Annotated in this window: 14 protein-coding genes and 1 pseudogene; 1 reads left to right on the top strand and 14 read right to left on the bottom strand. The window is 52.9% G+C overall.

The window, feature by feature from the left end:
• Positions 1-47: 47 nt before the first annotated feature.
• Both GY169_RS21650 and kdgT read right to left on the bottom strand, forming a co-directional pair.
• On the bottom strand, positions 48-383 hold the full coding sequence (locus GY169_RS21650) for a zinc ribbon domain-containing protein YjdM (RefSeq protein ID WP_064546752.1): 336 nt from the start codon (positions 381-383) through the stop codon (positions 48-50).
• A gap of 170 nt (positions 384-553) precedes the next feature.
• Entirely contained in the window at positions 554-1,552 is a 999-nt protein-coding gene (gene kdgT, locus GY169_RS21645; protein WP_163447499.1) for a 2-keto-3-deoxygluconate transporter, read from the bottom strand.
• Positions 1,553-2,239: 687 nt separating this feature from the next.
• Between kdgT and proP the strand changes: the two genes are divergently transcribed.
• Positions 2,240-3,742, top strand: coding sequence for a glycine betaine/L-proline transporter ProP (proP, locus tag GY169_RS21640; protein WP_065356608.1), 1,503 nt, complete (start codon positions 2,240-2,242; stop codon positions 3,740-3,742).
• 87 nt (positions 3,743-3,829) lie between these two features.
• On the opposite strand, the gene GY169_RS21635 is transcribed toward proP, so the two are convergent.
• The 12 genes and pseudogenes from GY169_RS21635 to GY169_RS21575 form a co-directional block, all read right to left on the bottom strand.
• Positions 3,830-5,164 carry an HlyD family type I secretion periplasmic adaptor subunit gene (locus GY169_RS21635; protein ID WP_223804113.1) on the bottom strand — a complete coding sequence of 445 codons (1,335 nt, stop codon included), beginning with the start codon at positions 5,162-5,164 and terminating at the stop codon, positions 3,830-3,832.
• Between the two features lie 16 nt (positions 5,165-5,180).
• On the bottom strand, positions 5,181-7,367 hold the full coding sequence (locus GY169_RS21630) for a type I secretion system permease/ATPase (RefSeq protein WP_167577086.1): 2,187 nt from the start codon (positions 7,365-7,367) through the stop codon (positions 5,181-5,183).
• Positions 7,368-7,464: 97 nt separating this feature from the next.
• Complete coding sequence (locus tag GY169_RS21625; protein ID WP_167577359.1) at positions 7,465-8,817, bottom strand: TolC family outer membrane protein; 1,353 nt, start codon at positions 8,815-8,817, stop codon at positions 7,465-7,467.
• Positions 8,818-8,946: 129 nt separating this feature from the next.
• Positions 8,947-11,496, bottom strand: a complete 2,550-nt coding sequence (locus GY169_RS21620; protein ID WP_167577085.1) for a retention module-containing protein — start codon at positions 11,494-11,496, stop codon at positions 8,947-8,949.
• A gap of 695 nt (positions 11,497-12,191) precedes the next feature.
• Positions 12,192-14,990, bottom strand: coding sequence for a retention module-containing protein (locus GY169_RS23550; RefSeq protein WP_167577084.1), 2,799 nt, complete (start codon positions 14,988-14,990; stop codon positions 12,192-12,194).
• A 331-nt stretch (positions 14,991-15,321) separates the two neighbouring features.
• The gene (locus GY169_RS21610) at positions 15,322-15,663 is read right to left on the bottom strand and encodes a tryptophan synthase subunit beta (RefSeq protein ID WP_163448675.1); all 342 of its coding nucleotides are present in this window, start codon (positions 15,661-15,663) and stop codon (positions 15,322-15,324) included.
• 17 nt (positions 15,664-15,680) lie between these two features.
• Positions 15,681-17,621, bottom strand: coding sequence for a cyclic di-GMP receptor LapD (lapD, locus tag GY169_RS21605; protein ID WP_167577083.1), 1,941 nt, complete (start codon positions 17,619-17,621; stop codon positions 15,681-15,683).
• A 9-nt stretch (positions 17,622-17,630) separates the two neighbouring features.
• Positions 17,631-18,329 carry a cysteine protease LapG gene (gene lapG, locus GY169_RS21600; protein WP_163448677.1) on the bottom strand — a complete coding sequence of 233 codons (699 nt, stop codon included), beginning with the start codon at positions 18,327-18,329 and terminating at the stop codon, positions 17,631-17,633.
• Between the two features lie 25 nt (positions 18,330-18,354).
• The gene (locus GY169_RS23330) at positions 18,355-21,030 is read right to left on the bottom strand and encodes a glycosyltransferase family 2 protein (protein ID WP_191091014.1); all 2,676 of its coding nucleotides are present in this window, start codon (positions 21,028-21,030) and stop codon (positions 18,355-18,357) included.
• Between the two features lie 95 nt (positions 21,031-21,125).
• Positions 21,126-21,305, bottom strand: a pseudogene (locus GY169_RS23505) (LysR family transcriptional regulator); the annotation flags it as partial.
• Between the two features lie 13 nt (positions 21,306-21,318).
• Positions 21,319-22,635 carry a PTS sugar transporter subunit IIC gene (locus GY169_RS21580; protein ID WP_167577082.1) on the bottom strand — a complete coding sequence of 439 codons (1,317 nt, stop codon included), beginning with the start codon at positions 22,633-22,635 and terminating at the stop codon, positions 21,319-21,321.
• A 6-nt stretch (positions 22,636-22,641) separates the two neighbouring features.
• Positions 22,642-23,331, bottom strand: a complete 690-nt coding sequence (locus GY169_RS21575; protein WP_167577081.1) for a 6-phosphogluconolactonase — start codon at positions 23,329-23,331, stop codon at positions 22,642-22,644.
• Positions 23,332-23,335: the final 4 nt, after the last annotated feature.

The following is a 23,335-nucleotide window of genomic DNA, read 5'->3' as shown; positions in this document are numbered from 1 at the left end:
CTGAGGCAAAGTAACCAGGCGGGAAAGTGCTTTCCCGCCTGTAGGGATCAGTTCTTTTTCACAAACTCAGATTTCAGCTTCATTGGGCCAAAGCCGTCAATTTTGCAATCGATGTTGTGGTCGCCTTCGACCAAGCGGATGTTCTTCACTTTGGTGCCGATCTTCAACATGGAAGAGCTGCCCTTGACCTTCAGGTCTTTGACGACGGTGACGCTGTCGCCGTCGGCCAGCAGGTTGCCGTTAGCGTCTTTGACGATCAGCGCGTCGCTGTCTTGTGCGGGTTCAGCATCGTTCCACTCGTGTGCGCATTCCGGGCAGATGAACATGCCGTTGTCTTCGTAGGTGTATTCGGAGTTGCATTGTGGGCAGTGGGGTAATGACATGGAGTGTTTCCTCAAAAGTGCAGTGCGAAAGGCAAGGGCCTGAAAAAACGGCAAATCGCCGAAAATAGCCCTGATTATACAATAAAACCCTGCATTTGTCGGTGTTATCCCGGACGGGATGAGGAATGGCGGGGAAATTCACCCTCTCCCCCGAGGGGAGAGGGAACCGATCAGTGGTGCGCGGACTCCGGTATTACCTGCGTTTCGGCGTCTGCTGGTTTTGGTGCGCCATAACGTTTCGCATACAGCGCGGTAATAATCGGCACCAGAATCGCGGTGACAATTACGCTGGCGGCAACCAGCGCCGTCGCGGAGGCGGCGACCGGGGCGAACGATGGGTTAATCTGCGCAATAATCACCGGGTTTGCCACGGCAGCGCCCGCTGCGGAGGAGGCGGCGACACCTGCGGTGCCGTTACCGCCACCGATGACGCGGTCAGCAATAATCAGCGGAATACCGGTGATAACGATAACGGCAACACCCAGTACGATACCCAGCAGGCCAGTGTCGAGAATCACGCTCAGGTTGATGGTATTACCCAGCGCAAAGCCGAAGAATGGAATCAGTACCGGCGTCGCTTTGCTGAAGAATGCACGCAGGTCGTGGTCCAGGTTGCCGAGGGTGAAACCAATCAGGAACGGCAGCACGGCGCCGATAAAGTGGTGCGGCTCGAAAGAAGCAAGGCCAGCAGAACCGAGGATAACCATCGTCATCAGCGGGCCGGATTCCAGCGACATCAGGACGAAAGCGCCTGACTCTTCTTTAGTACCATACTGATTCATCAGGCTGGCATACAGGCCGCCGTTGGTCATATCCATTGCTGAGACAATCGCCAGAACGGAAAGTCCGGCGAAGAAACCGGTCTGAATACCCGTATCCGGAATGAACATGGCCGCAATCATTGCCACAACCCAGGCAACGGCGATTTTGGTCAGTACCAGGGTGCCGGATTTACGTAATACCGTCCCGGTGGCACGTAAATCAATGGATGCCCCAATGCAGAAGAACCAGACGGCCAGAATAGGCACCGTTCCGCCGATCATGCCTTTGGTGAAAGATCCGAAATATTCGCCGGTGCTCGGTGCGAAGGTATTTAATACCGCGCCTAACAGTAACGGGATAAGCATCATCCCGCCTGGGATTCGTTCCATTGTTGCTTTAATTTTCATCTGGCATCCTCGCCTCGTACCGTCCTCTGACGGCAGAAGAGATTAAGTATAATAATTTCAGTTATTTATGTTGCTATCATCTGGTGTTTTCATGCCAGCGCACTCCGGTTAAGAAGAAATTTTCTGGCATGTTTAAAGCTGTTTCGGACGCTATAATGCATTTACTGGAATACTGATTCAATGAAAATAAAACGATGTTTTAGTTATATAGATCACACATTTCATAAATGAGAAATGCGCTATGGTGAAATTGAATTGCGCTGTGAATTCTTTGTGAAAGATTCTGAAATATTTTTTTTCTTAAATGAGGGGGGAAAGGAGGTGATTTGCCCGGTTTTTCCACTGGTGAAGCGGCATTCGATAGGGGGAAAGTGAGCGAAATATTTCGGCGCTGTGGCGAGTGTCACTCTTTTGTTAAGTTGATCACAATATTAATCGCTGTTAGGGTAAATAGGATTGCCTCTCTGCGGGATATTTTTCGAGAGGCACCTTATTAACTGACAGACTCGCCATCAGGCCCAACAGGTTTGATTGTCGGAGAACATACTCCAACGCCGACATGCAAACCTGCTACGCTTGGATAAACGGAACCAGACTTGCCACGGTTCCCTTTACGCACCTTCGCAAACGCCTTGCCGTTTGCCCCCACTGGGTGTGCGTTCAAGGCGAAATTGAACGAGGAAAACCATGCTTAGAAGGAAAAAAGTAAAACCGATCACGCTACGTGACGTCACCATTATCGACGATGCCAAACTACGCAAAGCAATCACCGCAGCCTCGTTGGGCAACGCGATGGAGTGGTTCGATTTCGGGGTCTATGGATTTGTGGCCTACGCGCTGGGTAAAGTCTTCTTCCCGGACGCTGACCCAAGCGTGCAGATGATTGCCGCGCTGGGGACCTTCTCTGTTCCCTTCCTGATACGTCCGTTGGGCGGTTTGTTCTTCGGGATGCTAGGGGATAAATACGGTCGACAGAAGATTCTGTCTATCACCATCATTATTATGTCGCTCAGTACATTCTGTATCGGCCTTATTCCGTCATATGAGTCCATTGGTATTTGGGCGCCGGTGTTGCTGCTGCTGTGTAAAATGGCGCAGGGCTTCTCGGTCGGCGGCGAATATACCGGAGCGTCGATCTTCGTAGCGGAATACTCGCCGGACCGTAAGCGCGGCTTTATGGGCAGCTGGCTGGACTTTGGTTCTATCGCCGGGTTTGTGATGGGCGCAGGGCTGGTGGTTCTGCTCTCTACGGCAGTGGGTGAGGCGAACTTCCTCGAGTGGGGCTGGCGTATTCCGTTCTTCGTCGCGCTGCCGCTGGGGATTATCGGTCTTTACCTGCGTCATGCGCTGGAAGAGACGCCAGCGTTCCAGCAGCACGTGGATAAACTCGAGCAGGGCGACCGTCAGGGTTTACAGGACGGGCCGAAAGTCTCGTTTAAAGAAATTGCGACCAAGCACTGGCGTAGCCTGCTGGCCTGTATCGGTCTGGTTATCTCGACCAACGTCACCTACTACATGTTGCTGACCTACATGCCGAGCTACCTGTCGCATAACCTGCACTACTCCGAAGACCACGGGGTGCTGATCATCATCGCCATTATGATCGGTATGCTGTTTGTGCAGCCGGTGATGGGGCTGCTGAGCGACCGCTTTGGCCGTCGCCCATTTGTCGTGGTGGGTAGCGTGGCGTTGCTGGTGTTCTCGATTCCGGCATTTATCCTGATTAACAGTAACTCCATTGGTCTGATTTTCTCCGGCCTGCTGCTGCTCGCGGTGATCCTGAACTGCTTCACCGGGGTGATGGCGTCGTCGTTACCGGCGATGTTCCCAACCCACATTCGCTACAGCGCGCTGGCCAGCGCCTTTAACATCTCGGTGCTGGTGGCCGGTCTGACGCCTACGCTGGCGGCCTGGCTGGTGGAGTCGACGCAGAACCTGATGATGCCGGCTTACTATCTGATGGTGATTGCGGTAATTGGTCTGATTACCGGCGTGATGATGAAAGAGACCGCCAACCGTCCGCTGAAGGGCGCGACGCCTGCGGCCTCGGACATTGAGGAAGCGCGTGAGATTCTTCAGGAACATCACGACCATATTGAGCACAAGATTGAAGATATTGATGCGGAAATTGCCGCGCTGCAGGAGAAACGCTCGCAGCTGGTAATGCAGCATCCGAAGATTAACGAGTAACGTCTTCCGCGCTGCCGGACGACAGCGCCGACCGACATAACGAGCGATAACCCGGACGTACAGCAGTACGCCGGGTTTTTTTTATGCTTAACGTTCGCGGAACGCTTCTGCTTTCGCGCGCAGAATCGGCTTCAGCAGGTAGGAGAGAATGGTTTTCTTACCGGTGATGATATCCACCGACGCCACCATCCCCGGGATAATAATCAGCGGTTTCTCGTCGCTGCCCAGGTGGTTTTTTTCGGTGCGCAGACGGATGACATAGAAACTCTTACCGTCTTTGTCGGTGACCGTATCGGGGCTTATCTGTTCCAGCTTAGCCTTCAGCCCGCCGTAGATGGTGTAGTCATAGGCGGTGAATTTGACCATCGCTTCCTGCCCAGGGCGTAAAAACGCGATGTCCTGTGGGCGGATTTTCGCTTCGACCAGCAGCGTGTCGTCCAGCGGCACGATCTCCACCAGGTCGTTCCCCGGCTGGATAACGCCGCCGATGGTGTTGACCATCAGCTGCTGCACGATGCCGCGCACCGGCGAAGTCACCAGAGTACGGTTGACACGGTCTTCAATCGCCTTGCCGGAAGCTTCGGTTTTACTGAGATCGGTACGGGCTTCATTGAGCTGCGACAGCGCTTCGCTGCGATAGCGTCCACGCGTCTCGCTGATTTTGCTCTCAATCTCTTTGATCGCCGCTTCGGCTCTGGGGACGGCCAGCGTCACGGACTCAAGCTGTCCGCGGGTTTCGACTTCAGAACGACGCAGACGCAGAACTTCCACTTTGGAAATCGCCCCCTTGGCGACCAGTGGCTCAGACATGCTGATTTCCTGCTGTAACAGGCCCAGGCTGCGGCGGTACTGTGCGCCTTTTGCCTGATAGTCCAGCAGCTCCTGTTTCTTCTGCACCAGCTGTTCGTTCAGCCCGGACAGTTCGCTCTGAATGCGCTTGTTGACGCTGGCGAACAGTTCCATTTCGCCGTTGGCGATATCCGGCGTTTTATTCAGAATTTCGGGTGAGAGCGTCAGGGTTTCTTTATTATCCAACTGGGCGGTCAGACGTTGAATACGGGCCTCCAGCGCCAGACGATCGGCCTCGGACTCGCCAGCATTAGAGCGAAAACGGGTATCGTCCAGACGCAGCAGCGGCGCGCCGGCTTTGACCACTTCACCTTCGTGCACGAAGACCTCGGCGACAATACCGCCCTCCAGGTTCTGGATTTTTTGCAGGCGCGAGGAGGGTATCGCTTTGCCGTCACCACGCGTGACTTCATCAATATCGGCCAGTGATGCCCAGGCAATCATGATGATAAAGAAGCCGAGAATGGCCCACAGGGTGATTCGCACCACGCGTGGGGAATCATCAATGAGCGCCTTATTCACCTCGTTAGCAGTGAGCGTTGACGCGTTTTTGTCGCCAAACAACCACTTCATAAAGCGGGTAAGTCGGTTAGCGTTGCGCATGAATTTGTCCTTTCTTCAGTGCGTTCATCACGCTTTCTTTCGGACCATCGGCGATGATTTTGCCATTGTCGAGGATGATCAGTCGGTCGACCAGCGTGAGCAAGGAGGCGCGGTGGGTGACCAGCAGCAGCGTTTTATTGCTGACCATGGGGGCTAGCGACTTCTTAATCAGATCTTCGCTGGTGTTATCCATGGAGCTGGTCGGCTCATCCATCAGCAGCACCGGCGGATCGAGCAGCAGCGCGCGAGCCAGGGCCACGGCCTGTCGCTGGCCGCCGGAAAGATTCATCCCGCGCTCACCGACCTGCATGTTATAGCCGGACGGGTGACGACGAGCGAATTCATGCACGCCCGCCAGCGTGGCGGCGCGCAGCATGGTCTCTTCATCCACGTAGCTGGCACCGCTTAACAGGTTGTCGCGCAGCGTGCCGCTGAACAGGTGAATATCCTGCGGCGCGTAGCCGATATTATGGCGGACGTCATTGACGTCGAGCTGACGAGCGTCGATGCCGTCAATCAGAATGGTGCCGCCGTCAGGTTGGTAGAAGCCAACCAGCAGCTTGGCCAGCGAGCTTTTTCCGGAGCCGCTACGGCCAATAATCCCGACCTTCTCACCCGGCTCAATTTTCAACGAAATACCGTTGAGTGACAGGTACTGGTTTTGCGGATAGTGGAAGCTGACGTCGCGAAATTCGATGGCGCCAGTCAGCGTCTCGCGCTTCAACGGCACTTCATTTTCTTCGACCTCTTGCTCCAGATCCATCATGCGGTCGATGGTCGCTTTGGTCATTTTGGCGCGCTGGTAGCGGGTGATCAGGCTACACAGCTGGCCAATCGGCATCATTGCGCGACGGTTGAGCAGGTAGCAGGCGATGAGCCCCCCCATGCTGAGATTACCGGCGATAATGCTGTAAACCCCAACGATAATCATCGCCACGCCAGCAATTTTTTGGACCCAGGCGGTAAAGTTGACAGCAATATAGGAGAGCGATTTTACCCGCAGCTCCAGCTTGCTAAGTTGGCCGATAATTTGTTCCCACTGGTACTGACGCTCGCTTTGCGCATTGTTGACCTTGATGGCATCCAGACCCGTTAGCGTCTCAACCAGCATGGCCTGTCGCTCTGTCGACAAGCGATATGTTTTCTGAACCTGTGTTTGTAAAGGCTTCTGGATCAGCCAGTTCACAACCAATGCGATGGGATAGCACAGCAGAGGAATGAACGCGAGCGGACCGCCGACAATGGCAATAACCAGCAGCACCAACAGCGTGAACGGGAAGTCGATGAGCATGGTGAGCGTTAGCGATGAAAGAAAATCCCGAATGGATTGGTATTCCTGGAATTGCTGTGTGAAGCCGCCGACGCGTTGAGGGCGCTGCTTCATCTTCATTCCGAGCAGGCGTTCAAACAGCGCTGCCGAGACAATCAGATCGGTCTTTTTTCCCGCGATATCGAGACAGATACCGCGTAAAATTTTAAGAATAAAATCAAAAACAAAGGCGATCGAAATGCCGATAGCCAGCACCCAGAGGGTGGCGGTCGCCTGATTGGGCACCACGCGGTCATAAACGTTCATCACGAACAGCGGCGTGGCAATGGCGATCACGTTGATGATAAAACTGGCGACGATCGAATCAAGATAGAGGAATTTCGATAGTTTTAACGTGTCTTTAAACCAGGATTTGGTGCGAGGAATGGTCGCCGTAGGTTGACTGCCGAACTCATGTCCCGGCTGAATAAAAATCGTTTTCCCGCTGTAGTTCTCCGCCAGCGTTTCGCGCTCAAGCACCTTTTCGCCACCTTCGGTTTCGGCGGATAGCAGGCGGGCGCGCTGTTGATCATCCCAGCCGATCAGCACCGCGGCCTGATCGTTTTTGAGCAGCACGATGGCCGGCAGCGAGAGGGCGGTAATTTTTTCCAGCGGCCTCTGCAGCACACGCGCTTTTAACCCCGCGCGCTGAGCGGCTCGCGGAAATGCGCTCAGGGTCAGTCGGTGTGCTTCAAGCGGTAAACCGGCGGTTAATACATTTCGGCTGGTGATGACGTTGTGCAATTTGCACACAATCATTAGCGAATCGAGTAAGGGATCATCATGGTTTTGACGTGGGTCGAGTCTGATGTGGTCATCAGTAGAGGTATTTGCTTGCTCAAGTGGATCAGTATAAGACGCCATAATCCGACCTTATATACCAGCGAAAAAATCGCTAAGGCTAAAGAATATAATGGGTTATCCCATCGTGAGATGAGATAACCCGCAGGTCCAAAATCAGTTACTTCAGGTCAGGTAAATTACTGTGTGCCGTTTGCTGTACCTCGACCGGCTGCGCGGCAGACGGTGCCTGAATATTCAGCTGTTTTAACAGATCGCCGATGCGTGCATTGATACGGTAGGTGGTGAACATCTCCGTGAACTGCATCTCAACGTAACGGCGCTGGGCGTTGAACACTTCGTTTTCGCTGTCCAGCATATCCAGCAGGCTACGTTCACCGATGCTGAACTGCTCCTGGTACGCGGTACGTACGACGGCGCTGCGATCGGCATAATCTTTGGCGATCGGCACCTGTTGTTTAGCGTTCTGCCAGGCGTTCCACGACAGCCGCAGCTCTTCATCCAGCTGGCGAAGGGCGTTGCGCTTCACGTCCTGCGCTTCCTGCATTTTATAAGCATAGGATGACAACTGCGCCTGATCGCTGCCGCCGTTAAACAGGTTATAGTTCATACGAACCATGGCCTGCCACTCCTGGTCGTGACCACGCGTGCCGTCAACGTTGTTATCCATGCGGCGGCCAACGTCGATGTTGACGCTCGGATAGAAGCGGGATTTCGCCGCTTCGTACTGCTGACGGGTGGCTTCAACGTCTGAGTCCGCCTGTTTCAGCAGTGGGCTGTTTTCCAGCATCAGCTTGCGCGCTTCGGCCTGCGAGGCCGGGATCTTTGTGGTCATCGGCATTGACAGACCGGTGGCTTCTTTCCCGACGACGCTGTAGTAGTTGGCCTGCGCGTCCTCGAGGTTGGTTTGCTCGGTCAGCAGGTTGTTTTTCGCCTGCGCAAGACGAGCCTGCGCCTGCTCATAGTCGGCGGTACGGCCTACGCCCTGCTCGGTGCGTAAACGAATCTGATCGAAAATACGTTCGTGGCTTTTCAGGTTATCCTGCGCCAGTTTCACCATCTTTTGCCGCATCAGCACGTCGAGATAGCTCTGGATCGCATCCAGTGCCGTCACTTCGCTGGTGTTCATTACCGAGAACGCCCGCGAGTTAACGGTGGCTTTCTGGCGCGCGACTTCGCTGGAGGTGGCGAAGCCGTTAAACACGTTCTGCCGCAGGTTGATGCTTGACTCACTGCGGTGCAGGTTACGGCGATGATCGTCCGCCGCGCGAGTCGATGAGTTGTCGGTTTGTTCCCAACCGGTGCCGGCAGACAGATCCAGGGTCGGCAGATACCCGCCCTTGGCCGCGCGCAAATCCTGGTCTGCAGAATAGCGACTGTTGACCGACGCGCTCACCTGCGGATGCCACAGTAAACTGTCTTTGACCGCTTGCTCAAGCGTTGCTGCGCTAACCGTGTTGGCAAACAGTAATGGCAGAGAGATGCCTGTTAATATCCGAATGTGTTTGTTCATCATGACGTCCTTTCCTTACGTTCATTTCCCTGACTCGTGGCTTAATCCACCAGAGGTCATGTCATTAGACAAAAAGTCAACCAGGTGTTGACGTGCATGGGGCTGATAACAGCCCCATGACGTTATGCATCAGGCTTCGACTTCTGGCTTCGCAATCAAATCATCAGGGTCATTGCTGGCCCAGGTTTGATTGTCATCCGTATCGCCGCCTTCCGCTGGAACATGTTCAACGTCATTCGGTGTTTCTGCCGTTTCCGTTGTCTCCGTTGTTTGAATGAGGCTGGAGAGATCCTTATTATCACCGTCGTGAATCATATCACTGAATGACAATGGTTCATCCTGACTAATAATGGTGGCTTCTTGTCCAGACTCATTGCTTTCGCTATTGAGGCTAGTTTCCTCGCTGGCGGTTTCTGTTTCATGAAGAGAATCGTCCTCGGTACCGCCTAACAGCGTGCTGAGCGAGGACTCTTCCGTTTCACTATTCGCATCGGCGGTGGAGGACTCGTCGGGTGCTGAGCGGTCGGTTTCATCGTCAGCGTCGTCAAAGCCCTGCTGGTCGTTATCAACCAGTGGGTTATCGGTATTCTCCGTTTGGTTGTCCTGCGAATCTACCGTGTGCTCGGCGGCGGTATTTTCATCATCGGTATGTGAGTTATCGTCGACGAACTCGTCGTTAAGCGTTGGTTGCAGGGAGTGGTCTTCGGTCTGCACGTCTTCAATATCGCTGTCATTGATGTGCAGATCCTCCATCGATGCCATGACCGTGCTTTCCTCACCAGCATCTTCTGTCATGCCGGCCAGTAGAGATGCGTCAGGATCATTTTCGTAATCATATCCAACGGTGTCACTGAAATCCTGGTCGCTGTCGATGTCCTCAAAGGTGTAGGTTCCTTCGTTTGTTTCGACGCTCAGGGTAATGTCATCAATGTTTTTGTCCCCATCAGGCAGGGTAACCGTCAGGGTGCCATTATAATCAGAGATACCCTCTTCAAAGGTGAGGACGTAGACCCAGTTACCATCAATATTGAGGTACTGAACGGTAACGCCATCGACGCTGCTGAACGTGGCGCCTTCAGGGATATTCCCCAGAATGACCGTTTGTAATGTTTGCGAGTTGTCCGTGCTGTCTAACGTGATGTCCAGACTCAGCGTGATCTCCCAGCTTGCGGTGGTATCACCTGGATATTCAGAAAGTCCGTCACCGTAGATGATACCTTCGAGGTGGTTAATCCCAGCGCCCAGCATGACGTTGCCCGCAGCATCATAAAGTGTGACGCCAGACAGGTTGTTCGTTTTTCCTTCCTCAACCTGGCCACCCCGTGCCTCAAGGGTGTAATCTTTGCCTTCTCCGGTGAGGAAGATGTAATCTTTAAGGCCGTGACCGGAGGTATCTTTGTTGCCCTGAACACCTTTCAGGGCTTCCAGATGATCGCCCTTCATGTAACCTGAATCGGAATTAATAACGAAAATATCGCTGTAGTTCTCTCCGCTGTTACCGGCCTTAACGTTGCCATTGTCGTAGTACATAATCTGCGCGGCAGGGTTAGCATTGTCGCCAACGCACTTAGGTACAGTATCTCCTGGTGATAGCCATACCCGGACGTTTTCGCCGATCGCGACAATATTGCCGTCAACGACGTCAAAGCCGAGTCCGCTAGGGTCTGACGCGCCGCCATTAATATGGAATACCTTACTTTCACCGGGTTCCCCCGAATGTGATGTTGAATCAGCAAGGCTAACCTTAACCGTTAAGTCGGCACGCAGCGGATCGTTGTCGGAGTCGCTGTCTGCGTCAGAGTCGCTGTCTGCGTCAGAGTCGGAGTCGCTATCGGAATCCGAGTCGCTGTCAGAATCGGAGTCGCTATCAGAATCCGAGTCGCTGTCAGAGTCGCTGTCTGAATCCGAGTCGCTGTCGGAATCGGAGTCACTGTCGGAATCGGAGTCGCTGTCGGAATCGGAGTCACTGTCGGAATCGGAGTCACTGTCGGAATCGGAGTCGCTGTCGGAGTCTGAATCACTGTCAGAGTCCGAATCGCTGTCGGAGTCCGAGTCACTGTCAGAATCGGAGTCACTGTCGGAATCGGAGTCGGAGTCGGAGTCGCTGTCAGAGTCGGAGTCGGAGTCACTGTCAGAATCCGAGTCGCTGTCAGCATCTGCATCGGTATCATCACCGGTTACAGTACGGTCAGCAGGATTGAGGATCGTAATCTCTTCTTCAATATCCGTATCGGGAAAATCCAGGCCTTCCGTAGGGTAGCCAGCGGTAGGGTCGACCACTTCACCGGTCAGATCCAGTATCACATGCGTGTGTGAACCGCCGACGCCAGGAGCGCCACCGCTTTCAATGATGGTTTGCGGGCCAGCTGCGGTGGCTTCAAGTATTTGTGTCGGGTCCTGACCATCGGCAATAGCCTGTTGTATTGCTGCGACGTCAGTAGGAGTGGTTTCAGGAGTCGTAGTAGGGGAGATGCTTGCGCTGTCCCAGAGGCTATCGCGCCCAAGATCGAGATTTTTGCCATTTGCCAGGCTTACCGTGACTGCGCCATCGGCACCTGTTTCAATTTGTTCGCCGGCAAAAATTTTATCCCCTTCCACCAGTAAGCGTCTGCTTCCGTCAGGTGAAATAGCGAAGGCCTGTCCTATAATCGCTTTTATTATTCCGGTTACATCAGCCATATCTTACTCCTCTTAATCTTACGTGAACGGTTCCATTTGTTCATGGCTCATAGAGTTGTGGTGTATTACGTTGCTCCATGACAGCACCTGCGACACAAAACACTACGGCTAATACTTTTGTGCGTGTGCTGATAGTATTCCAGCCCCTCATGGAGATGAGGTCTGGTAAATAAAAGTTGGCTATAGTGGTAAGGTAATATGCAAAAAAAACGCTTTCTTTGATTTTAATGTCGTTTTAGTAAGAATTTTCTGTAAAGAAATTAGGAAGTGATTATTTTCCATGGGTGAGTAAGTTGATGTGGAAATTGTTTTTGATGATTATATTTGTAACTCATTGATAATAAATAGGGTGTTGTAATGCTTGTTTCCTGGGGTGTTTTTATTCCAATGTTACCTCTAATACATAAGAGTATCTTGTTGTAAAAAGAGATATATCATTTGGGATATTTTAGTTTTATTCATATGATTGATTAATGAATTTAACGAGTTAACGCATAGAGTAACGTATATTGTTTAGAATAACGTGGTTTCGTATCTATAATCGCTTTGTTATAGGTGTTTTATGAAGGTAATACGTAATATCAGACCATCTGGTATAAAAAAATAGATAAGAAAGATTGGTTTATATACTTAGGTTTTTTGAATGTATTCGTCAGTGGAAAAGAAAAGGGCTAGCCTGCGCTAGCCCTTTTGTATTAAACATCCGTATCTGGTTGCGCGATAAGACTATCAAGTTCGGCAGCCTCATGAACCCCCCAGTGTTCCCCACCGTCGCTATCCGAGCTTTCAGCTGGCACGTCCTGAACGTGTCCTGCCGCCGGGTCGTTATCAGCAGGGTCAGCAACCTGAATCAGTGAACTGAGATCTTTGGCGTCATCATCATGGATAATGTCGCTGAGATCGATAACCTTCACCTGATTCGACTCGCTGTTTTCGACCGTTGCTGAGTTGTCCGTCGGTGTTACCTCACTCTGCGCGGTATCGGCGCTATTCAACTGGCTATCGATATCATCGAGCAAGAGAGTGAGAGATGTTTCCGGGCTTTCTTCAGCAGTTTGCGTCAGCGACGCATCCTGATCGACATTGCTCAGATCGAGATCATCGTGGTCAACCAACAGGGTCGAGGTATCCTGTTCCGTTGCTGCGTTATCGCCTGTTGTTTCCGCGTTATCCGTTCCGTCCACGTCTGCGTCAACGCTGTGGTCAGCGGCGCTATCGCCTTCAATTTGATCTGCTGTCGACGCGTCTTCCGACGGCTCTGCTGAACCTGTCTCTTGCGTTTGATCTGTGCTGGCACTGTCATCGGTTGTATCCGTTGACGCAGTCGTCTCCGTATGATCGTCCGATGTATGCTCCGGCGAACTATCGGTGCTATCCGCAGTATCGACGTGATCGGCAGTCGCGTGGTGCACATCGTCATCTGCGCTCATCAGAGTAGCCGAGTCGCTATCCGCGTGATGATCTTCGTCGCCAGTGATGGCGATCGCGTGATCGCCACTGTTGGCATCGATATCGCCTGACGAGTGCGACGAACCATCAACCTCAGTGGTGATTTCCACTTTGATCGACCCAAGATCGTCTATCTGAGTCGATGAGGTAAAGGTGAGATCCATATCCAGGTTGCTATCACCGGTGATATCGATAACCACATTGCCATGCGCATCAACCGTATAGTCTTCGCCGTTGTAGCTGATCGTCGTCCCCGGCGGCAACCCGGTGAGTTTGATCGACGAGATATGGTCATTGCCCGCCGCACCATCGAGGTTCGCATCAATGTTCAGCTCATACTGCCAGGTGGTATGGGTATCCGGATGTGAAGGATCCAGACCTTCTTTCCCGTCACCGGAAATAACCTCACTCACCCGGTTGTTGCCGCCATACGTTTTACCGTTAATGGTGACGTTTACGCTTTCGTAATAGTTGATGCTGTTATTGACGTTGGCTGAGCCTGCAGACGAGCTCCAGCTTGATGAACCCGGAACAAAGATGTAGTCGTTGGCGTTACTCGACGTCGGCTCTCGATTCCCGTTCACCGCGTTCATTGAGTGCTGTGTGCCATCACCTTGGGTATAGGTACTGTCTTCATGGAGTACGAAGATATCTGTTTTACCCTCGTTACCCTGCGCATTACCCTGGTCGTAAACGTGAATATTTTCAGCAGGAATATCGCTGGAAACGTATTTTCCAATATCCCCTGCTGAAACCCAGACCACCACGTTGGCACCAACCGCGACGATCATTCCGTTGCTATCGACGTCAAAACCATTTCCGCTTGGATCTTTACTGCCGCCGTTTACCTGCGTGACTTTCGATGACTCCGTCGCGGTCACATTGACGTTGAGGGTGACGTTGGAGTCAGCGTCAGAGTCGGCATCGGCATCACTATCCGAGTCTGCATCGCTGTCTGCGTCACTGTCGGCGTCTGAGTCACCGTCGGAATCGGAGTCGCTGTCCGAGTCGGCGTCGCTGTCAGAATCCGAGTCGCTGTCGGAGTCCGAGTCGCTATCTGAGTCCGAGTCACTGTCAGAATCGGAGTCACTGTCAGAATCGGAGTCGCTGTCGGAATCGGAGTCGCTGTCAGAATCGGAGTCGCTGTCAGAATCGGAGTCGCTGTCGGAATCCGAATCGCTGTCCGAGTCGGAGTCACTGTCGGAGTCCGAGTCGCTGTCAGAATCGGAGTCGCTGTCGGAATCCGAGTCACTGTCAGCGCTATCTGAATCGGAGTCGCTGTCGGCATCCGAGTCACTGTCAGAATCGGAGTCACTGTCAGAATCGGAGTCACTGTCGGCATCCGAGTCGCTGTCGGAATCGGAGTCGCTATCTGAGTCCGAGTCGCTGTCGGAATCGGAGTCGCTGTCGGAATCGGAGTCGCTGTCGGAATCCGAATCACTGTCGGCATCCGCGTCACTGTCGGAATCGGAGTCGCTGTCGGAATCCGAATCACTGTCGGCATCCGCGTCACTGTCGGAATCGCTATCGGCGTCCGAATCACCCTCATCCTCAGCATCCGATCGATCCAGAACAGTCAGTTCCTCTTCTATCGGCGTATTGGGGAAATCGAGACCTTCAGTCGGATATCCGGCTGTAGGGTCGACTCTTTCGCCGGTGAGATCCAGGATAACGTGAGTATGGGCACCGCCTGCGCCGGGCTCGCCACTGCCGGTCGTGGTTTGTGGGCCTGCGGCGGTGGCCTCAAGAATTTGTGTCGGGTCCTGACCATCCGCAATCGCCTGCTGAATGGCGGCAATATCCGTGGTGTCGGTTGCGTCAGGTGTGGTGGCGATGCCGTGGCCGCCATCCCAGTGGCTGTCGCGGCCGAGATCTAACGTTTTCCCGTCAGGGAGAGCGAGGGTGACGGCACCGTTGGCGCCGGTTTCAATTTGCTCGCCGGCGAGGAGTTTATCGCCCTCAACGAGCAGGCGCCGGGTTCCGTCAGGTGAAATTGCGAAGACCTGACCGATAATCGCTTTAATTGTGCCGGCTATACCGTTCATCTTGCTCTCCCATTGGTCTTGCGCGGTGTTTTCCGTTTCCGCTGGAATATTTTTATCGTTATGTTATCGCGGATCTAAGAGGTGATTGCCGTTAGATTGATTAATGGTGCTGATATTTCGAACGCTGCAATGCACCCGGGATCGGCGATAAGTCGTATCTTAAGCCAAGAATATGACGAAGTGAGAATTTATTCTTTGATTTTAAGGTTGTTTTAATCCGCCAGAATGGCTAGCGGCTGCTAAAAATAGGGGGGAATAACGATCGTTAGAGGACTAATGATATTTAAGGCACATTATTCATGTACCTTAAATAATCAGCTTTATTATTGGGTTATATCAACCTTTCTTCGTCATCGCCGATCAGACCTTCCAATCCGCTCAGCGCCTGTCGTGCCTGGGCACGATTTAACAGCTTATTTTGTGCCGCTGGCGGCAGGTCGGTAATGCTGATAACCCCTTTGCTCATCAGTACTTCAATGAGATCTTCCAGTACGCGAACCATTTCCAGGTCGCTCTGTTGCAGTCTTTGTAGCGTGGCCGCGCGAAGGTTTTCCACCTTCAACCACTCGCTAATCTCTGCGGTTGTCTCCGCACTTTGCTCAGTCATCCCGCTGAATTCCGCGGCTTCAACCCGAACGATCCGTCCTTCACCATCGCGCTCAATAAAATGCATGGCTGCTCTCCTGAAAATTATTGTAGTGTGCTGGCATCGCTAAAATAGCGGCCCATTGCGCCATACAGGCCAATTTTTTCCAGCACGGCCAGCTCGCCTTCGGTTTCCACTCGTTCAGCGATAAGGGGGACGTTGATCTGGCGTGTCGCCCAGTAAATCGCTTCTATAAAGAGTTTTTTATCTTCTTCTTCATTGATGTGGTGAATATAACCGCCGTCGACCTTAATCCACGCCAGCCCCCACTGCGGCAGGTTACCAATCAGGTGGAAGCGACCGCCAAAGTGTTGAATGCCCAGGCCGCAGCCCAATTCCTGTAGTTTTTTCACCAGCACGGTGACACGTTCTGGCTCCGGTAGTTCGTTCTCATCCAGCTCGAGCGTCAGTCGCGATGCCAGGTGGCGCGCCGCTTTCAGCGGCTGGAGCAGGGCGTTCAACCCCTCGTCGTCCGCGACGCTTTCACCGCTAATACTGAGTGCAAAAGCGTGGGTGGTGCTTTCCATCGCGCGCAGCGTCTGTTTGAGCATGACGACGTCCATACGGCGGCCCAGAGCCAGGCGGCGAACCCACGGGATGAAACGGCCTGCTGGGATAATTTCGCCATCGGTGGTTTTAATACGCGCCAGAATTTTACGATGGAGAACAACGTGTTTGCTATTGCACTCGTACACGGGCTGCGAATAAAGCTCAAACGCTTCCTTATCCAGAATCTCCGTCAGGCGCTGATGCCAGTGGTGATGGTCCTCATCCGGCGTTGGCTGCGCGGCCAATGCCGGGTCGACGAAGGTGCGCATATCGGCTTCGGCTGCCACCAGGATCTGGTCCGCCTGACGCAGCAGGTTCTGTGGCGTGTCACCATAGTGGAAAGCAACTTCGGCAAAATGCGCCACCGGGTTGACGTCGCTCAGGCCTGTTTCATACAACGCTTTGAGCTGTGTGTTCAGTGAGTTAGCGAAGCTCTCCATCTCCGTCGGAAGAACGGGGGCGGTGATAATGGCGAACTCGCCACCGCGTACGCGGGCGACAAAACCTTCACTATGGAAGTAGCGCTGCTGGAGGCTGCTGAGGATATCGGCAACCGCTTTAAGCAGTTTATCGGTGTTGGCGCCGCCAAGGCGCTGGTTGAGGCCCATCAGATCCTGCACGCGCAGGAGGATCAGGTTGCCGTCGGCGTGGTCTTCATCGCTCAGGCGGGTCTGGAATTTGATGTCGAAAGCGCGACGGTTGTTCAGTCCGGTGAGGCTGTCGTTATAGGCTTCCTGCCGCAGCGCCTCGGTGCGCTGGGCCTGCTCGCTAAACAGTGCTTTCAGCTGGGTAACCATCATGTTTGTGGCTTCGACAACCCGACGCAGCTCCGGCGTTTTCGGCAGTGCTGGCAGGCTCAGGAACTCGCGGCGGCTGATGGCGGTAGCTTGTTCGACGATGTAGTTCAGCGGGCGCAGACGGTGGCGCAACAGGAACATCGCGCCCAGGATACACAACACGCTACAGCCGGTTAGCCACAGGAAGCTGGCGACCAGACTGCTCCACAGGCGCGACAGCGCAAACATCGGGTGGCTGACCACTTCCACGCGCGCGGCCTGCGTCCAGCCGCGCATGACGATAGCTTCGCCCTGGCCGGGGTTCAGGTGCACGATGCGGGCAAACCAGCCAGGCACGTTGGCGCTGGGCGGGATGTTCTGACGCTCAATAATGGGCTTGCCGGTTTTGATATCCACGACCTGAATGCGGTAGAAGTAGCCGCTGTCGAAAATGGAGTTCACCATCAGCTCGGTCATGACCGGGTCATCGATATGCGCGGTCAACGAGAGGCCGAGCGCCGTGGCGGCATCCTGGGCATGCGCACTCAGCTGGTTGTGATACTGCTCGCGCGAGCTTTCCAGCGTGGCAAAAAAGTTGCCGCAGAATATCGTCAGCGTAAACAGGCAGATGCCAATCAGTAGCTGTTTATAAAGGGACATGACCGCTTCCTATTCATTAATTACAAACCCTTCTGCACGCATCCTGGTGAGAAGATCCTGCCAACGTGAAAGTCGTTTACTGTCGCCAACGCGCTTGCTGCCGCTGGCCTGCGGGATCCATAAACCTTCCCCATTAAAGGAATAAACAGGGAGCAGATCGCTGCGGGCGGTGGCGGGTAATATGGCGGGCTTGAGGTTATCGAGGACCAGCGGAATAGCGTCCGGCGTCGAATACCATGTCACAACCATATGTGCCTGATTTAATTGTAATGCTTTAACGTAGGTGATTCGCAGCTGGCTTGCCGGAACACCTAATTCACGTAGGGTAAAATATTTGGCCAGCGCGTAGTCTTCGCAATCTCCCGCGCCTTTACGTAATGCTTCCACCGGGGTCGCCCAATAATCCTCTTGCCCCCACACCGTTATATCGTCCACAAAGCGGATGCGCGAATTAAAAAATTGGTTCACGCGGTTCAGGGTGGCCTGAATGTTGCCCTGCGTCGGCTGTTTAAGCAACGCCTCCCAGGCATCAATATTGCGCTGGGCGGTGGGCGTCGCGGGGCCATATAGCCGTTGCGTCCGCTCGTTGATGGTATTGAAATTCCATCCCGCGCCCAGTTCGGGCGGCACCAATAGCAGCAGCGCCAGAAACAACGACAGCCAGCGTTTCCAGATAAATGGACGTACGATATCCCGCAGGCGCTTCATTCAGCAAACGCTCATCATTAAGGGATTATGTCGTCTTGTCATGCTGATGACGCCAGTGTTTTCGGTAAGCCACATAGCCGGAAAGGTAGTGTTCGACATCATCAATGCGCACCCGGAAACTGTGGTGACGAATGAAAAAACTGCCCACGATCCGGGGCGGATTTTTGAAGAACATTGCCAGTTCCGGCCAGAAAAAACCGTTCGCGAGGTAGCGCGCCCGCGTCTCCAGCGCCAGGTTGAACTTCTCCAGATCGAACCCGTCCAGCAGGTGACGATGCTCGGAAGTGGCCAGACGGCTTAGCATGCGCGACGCCGCCATCATCAGTTCGAGCAGCGTCGGGTAGGTGGTGACCCGGTTGATCACGAAGTCCAGGTGATCGCGCACGTTGTCCAGGCCAAACTGATAATAACGCTCAAGCGGACGGTACAGCGTTAACTCGTTTACACAGTAGCTTAGCCAGTGGTCGTGAGCCTGCCAGTGCTTCTGCGCGATAAAGTGATCCATCGCGCGTTCAACGATTTCCAGCCAGCGCGGCGTTTTGGTCAGCCCGTACAAACGCATCAGCGCGAATGCCGCCTCGCCGTCGTAATAGATAATTCGGTGTTCGGCCTTCAGCGACAGATCGGCGGCGTTCAGTACGTGATTAAAGCCGCCGGTATCGGTTTTTTGCATAAAGCTGATGCCGTTTGCCAGACGCTGCATCTGTGGCAGATAGCGTTGGTCGCCGGTGAGCTCGGTGTATTTGGCCATTGCCAGTATACAAACTGCATTCCCGCCGAGCTTAATTTCGCCGCCGGTGTCGATAAGAAAATCGGCGTTGCTGCCGTCGGGCAGCGCGCGGGTGGCAATCAGTTCGCTTGAGAGGTCGTGCAGCGCCCGCTCAATGGCGGCGAACTGTGTAGGTTCTTGCGTCACTTCCCAACCTTCGAGCAACGCATAGGTTGAGCTGGCGTGGCGCAGCGCGTTGTAGGTAGGGATGGCCCGATCGAAACAGGGGAACCAGCCGTAATCGTAGCGCCCCGACGCCTGAACCTGACGCGCCAGGTAGTCGGTGGCGGAGAAAATCATCGGGTCGAGCGCCTCTTCCTGCCAGTTTGACAGCTGGCGATAGCCCGCATTGCGGCCGCTGGATTCAATGGGATACACCTGCTCGCCGTCGCAGAAGACGCTGCGGGTGTTAAAACGCCAGATGAGTTGCTCGGGGCGCTCCGGCCAGCACAATTCGCTGCTGAAGCGCCAGCGGGAAAAATTGGCCAGATTGGCATTATTAGGCGTAGCGACGCCCTCCGCACCCTGATACATCAGGGCATTAGCATTAATTTCTTGCTCGAGGATGGGATGCCGAAAATCGGGGGTAAAGCTTAGGCCAAAACGGAAATAGTTACGTTTGGTCCTGCTGAGTTTTTCCTGTAGCGCGTCCCAGCGTAGGGTCTGTATTTTATTAACAATATCAACGCGCAGCCAAATAGGCGACGCGTGTTTGTTGTGCTGCCAGCGAGCTAATTCCGCTTCCCCTGCCGCCCAGGCCTCATTAAAGGTCGAACCTTTGCCGCAGACGGTAAAGGCGCGTTCCTGACCATTGCTTATGCTCATGAGAAGAATATACGCCGGAAAATGAGCGGGTTGTGCTGCAATCGCTGTCGGCGTTAACGTCGCCTTCGTTTGATCCAGCAATGACTTCAGTGCTGCCATTGTGCGAGTAGGTGGGGAATATTTGCCTGCATACAGGTCGGCAATTAAACTTTTGGCATTCTCGGTAATATGTGGATTCTGCGAAAGCGCTTTTAATGTTTGCTGAGTATGTTTGAAGAAGCGTAACGGTGCATTTTTACCCCGCCTTATCATATTCGCATAACGATTAAGGTAGATCGCCAGGTAGTCCAGTCGTTCTTTTTCGCCTAACCCGCTGCGGCTACAGATAAAGTCATAGGCAGAGAGATAAATTTCGACGGCAGCGGCCGGCGAGGTGCCTTTTGCCGCGAGTGAAACATTATCGACTTCGTTGATGAAATAGTACTGTTTCTTATTTCCAAGGATCGTAATGTGCCGTACTACGCTGTACAGCTTCATCATAAACCAGTTGTCTTCTCTGACCTTGATATGGGCAGGAAAGATGATTTGATATTCTGCTATCAGCGAAGCCCGGAACAATTTACCTACAACATTCAAGCTGTTATAAAGCTTTGTTTGCGTAAATGTTAAACCTGTTTTGGTCTCATTATAAGGGAAAGCTGATGCCATTATCGCTCGTCCGCTACCTTCAGCTTTAAAATATGGCATACAAACCATATCCGTTTCGGCGTCGCACTGTGCGGCGGCCAGTGCATCAGAAATGGCAAAGGACGTGATGTGATCGTCGGAATCAATAAATAGTACCCACTTCCCTGATGCAATCTCCAGACCATTATTTCTGGGCTGTGATGCACCGCCTGAGTTCTCTTCTCTTTTGAGCGTAATTATATTAGGAAAGTCGCTTAAATAACTTTGTAGAATGTCGTACGTATTATCTGATGAGCAGTCGTCGATAAGAATGATCTCTACGTCATTCTTATTATATTCCGTATTTTTTAGCTGGTTCAGACAATTAGCAATCGCGACAGGCCGATTATATACAGGAATAATAATGGAAAGCGTCGGACGCTGGGTGGCCATTCTTTTAATTGTATAATGAGTAAAACCATCCAGTTTAAACGATAACATTCTGCCGTCCTCTGTTCCGTGGCGAATAGCGTTCCTTTGAGTAAAGCCTAATCTCTCATGGATTACAGCATAAATCTATTCCTCTCATCAAGGCGCTAACCCTGCCGATGCAATAAATCAGCATAAATCCCGCTAAGCACGCCCTGCGGGCCAAACTCGCGCTTAATTCATTGGGTGACCTGACCGTTAGCCGAGTGCTGCGTGGCCAGCAGCATGCGGGAGTCCTGGCGCGGGTTGTTGATTCGCCGGGTGACCAGCAGCGACTGTTCCCCGGCCTGTTTCTGGCTCCTATCGCTGAGTTTGTCGTTCATCCACCGCGCTTTCTGGCTGATGTTCTTCATGCAGATACTGCTTGTCCAACATCTTCACGAACGGCGTATAAATCGCGGTGGCGATAGCCAGATTCACCGCTTGTAAAATTACGCCGGAAATCCCGGTGGTTAAAAACCCGGATACAAAGATCGGTGTCGTCCACGGAATTGCAACCCCGGACGTTGGCGGCACCCAGCCGAGTGCTATCACCACGTAGGTTATCGTGCAGAGCACCATTGGCGTTAGCAGAAATGGGATAAGCATCAGTGGATTGAGTACGATCGGCAGACCAAAAATCACCGGCTCGTTAATATTAAAAATGGCAGCCGGGGCCGCCAGCTTTGAAAGCTGCTTCAGGCGCGTGCTTTTCGCGACCATAAAGATGCTGATGAGCAGCGCGCCGGTAAAACCGGTACCGCCGGCAATCAAATACACATCCCTGAACTGCTGAGTGATGATATTGGTCGCCGCCAGACCTTCCTGGGTTTGCGCCAGATTCTGCGCGCTAAGCGTTTGCCAGATTGGCCCCATCACCGATGATACTATGGAGTCGCCGTGAATGCCGAAGAACCAGAACAGGCTGATCATCATCTCGGCAATAAGCTGCGAGAAGATGGAGTTGCCTAAATAGAGCAGCGGCTGTTGCAGCACGACGCTGATAAATTTTCCTGGGGTGCCGAAATGGGTGTGCTCAAATAGCACCTTCACGATTATCCAGAACAGTAGCACCACAAGAATGGGGACCAGCGATTTAAACGACCTGGCAATTTCGGGTGGCACACTGTCTGGCATCTTGATGGTAAAGGCCCTGTGCTCCAGGAACTCAATCATCTTGATGGTGACCAGGGTGACAATGATCCCTAAAAACATCGACTCCGAACTAAAGTCCAGCAGCGCATAAGCCCCATCAACAAGAGTGCCAGACTCGGTAGTGATACTTCCAGGCAGCATTAAGAAGAAGATCGCTACCGGCAAAATAGCGGCACTCTGGCTGAGGTTGAGCTTTTCGACTAACTCCTTTGAAAAGGTGATAATCACAAGCAGGGTCATTAATCCGTAGCTGGCGTTAATCCCGTAGTTGAGCTTATCCAGCGTGCCTTTTCCGAGCAGCGAGGTCATAAACTCGTTGTAGCCGCTAATCGGAAAGTTGGTGAGCAGCAGGAAAAAGGAGCCGACGATTAAAAAAGGAATCAGGGCAATAAAGGCATTTTTGAGGGCGGTTAAATAGATGTTTGACGAGATTTTCTCGGCCAACGGCAACATCTTTTGTTCGAGTAGAGAGGTTATGCTCATTTCCGCTTACCCTTGAAGGTTTTTGGTAATGTAGTAATTAACGTGCGGGAATTGCTTAATATAAATGGCCGGGATTTCGGTGTGATGAGCATCACCGTCCACGATCTCCTGATAAATCCCTTTTTTATCCTCGTGGTTAATAATGACGATCACTTTGCTGGCTTTAATGATTTTACCCAGCCCCACGGTAATGCCTTCGCTGAGCGTGACATCGCCGGAAAAGTATTTGTGGCTGGCGACGTTAATGGTGACGTCATCCAGTTTGGTTTGCAGATAATCCTCAGCAAAAGAAACGCCCGGTTCGTTTAAGCCGATATGTCCATTCATCCCGACACCCAGAATCACATAATCAAACTCTGCGCCGTTGAGCGCGGCGTTGTAATGGGCAATGTTCTGCGCCGTCGAGGCGTAAGGATCAAAATGGATTAACTGCACCGGATGCGCGCATTTATGCACAAAGTCCTGATTAATCATACTCAGGCAGCTGCCATCGGACTCGCTGGGCACGTTAACCCATTCATCCAGCGCAAAGAAGGTGAGATGTTCGGCAACCTTCGTTGTCGCCAGCAGGTCGTAAACCCAGCGCGGTGTGCTCCCCGAAGGGATTAACACGCGGGAATGCGGCTTAAGCGCTGAGAGTTCGCTAACCACCTGCTCGGCCAGCGCGGCGTTGGTATCAAAAGCTTTACATTTCATCGGT

This window comes from Kluyvera genomosp. 3 (genome assembly GCF_011765685.1).
Lineage (GTDB): Bacteria > Pseudomonadota > Gammaproteobacteria > Enterobacterales > Enterobacteriaceae > Kluyvera > Kluyvera georgiana_A.
The sequence above is the reverse complement of the archived record's forward strand: the minus strand, read 5'-3'. Positions and strand labels throughout refer to the sequence as shown.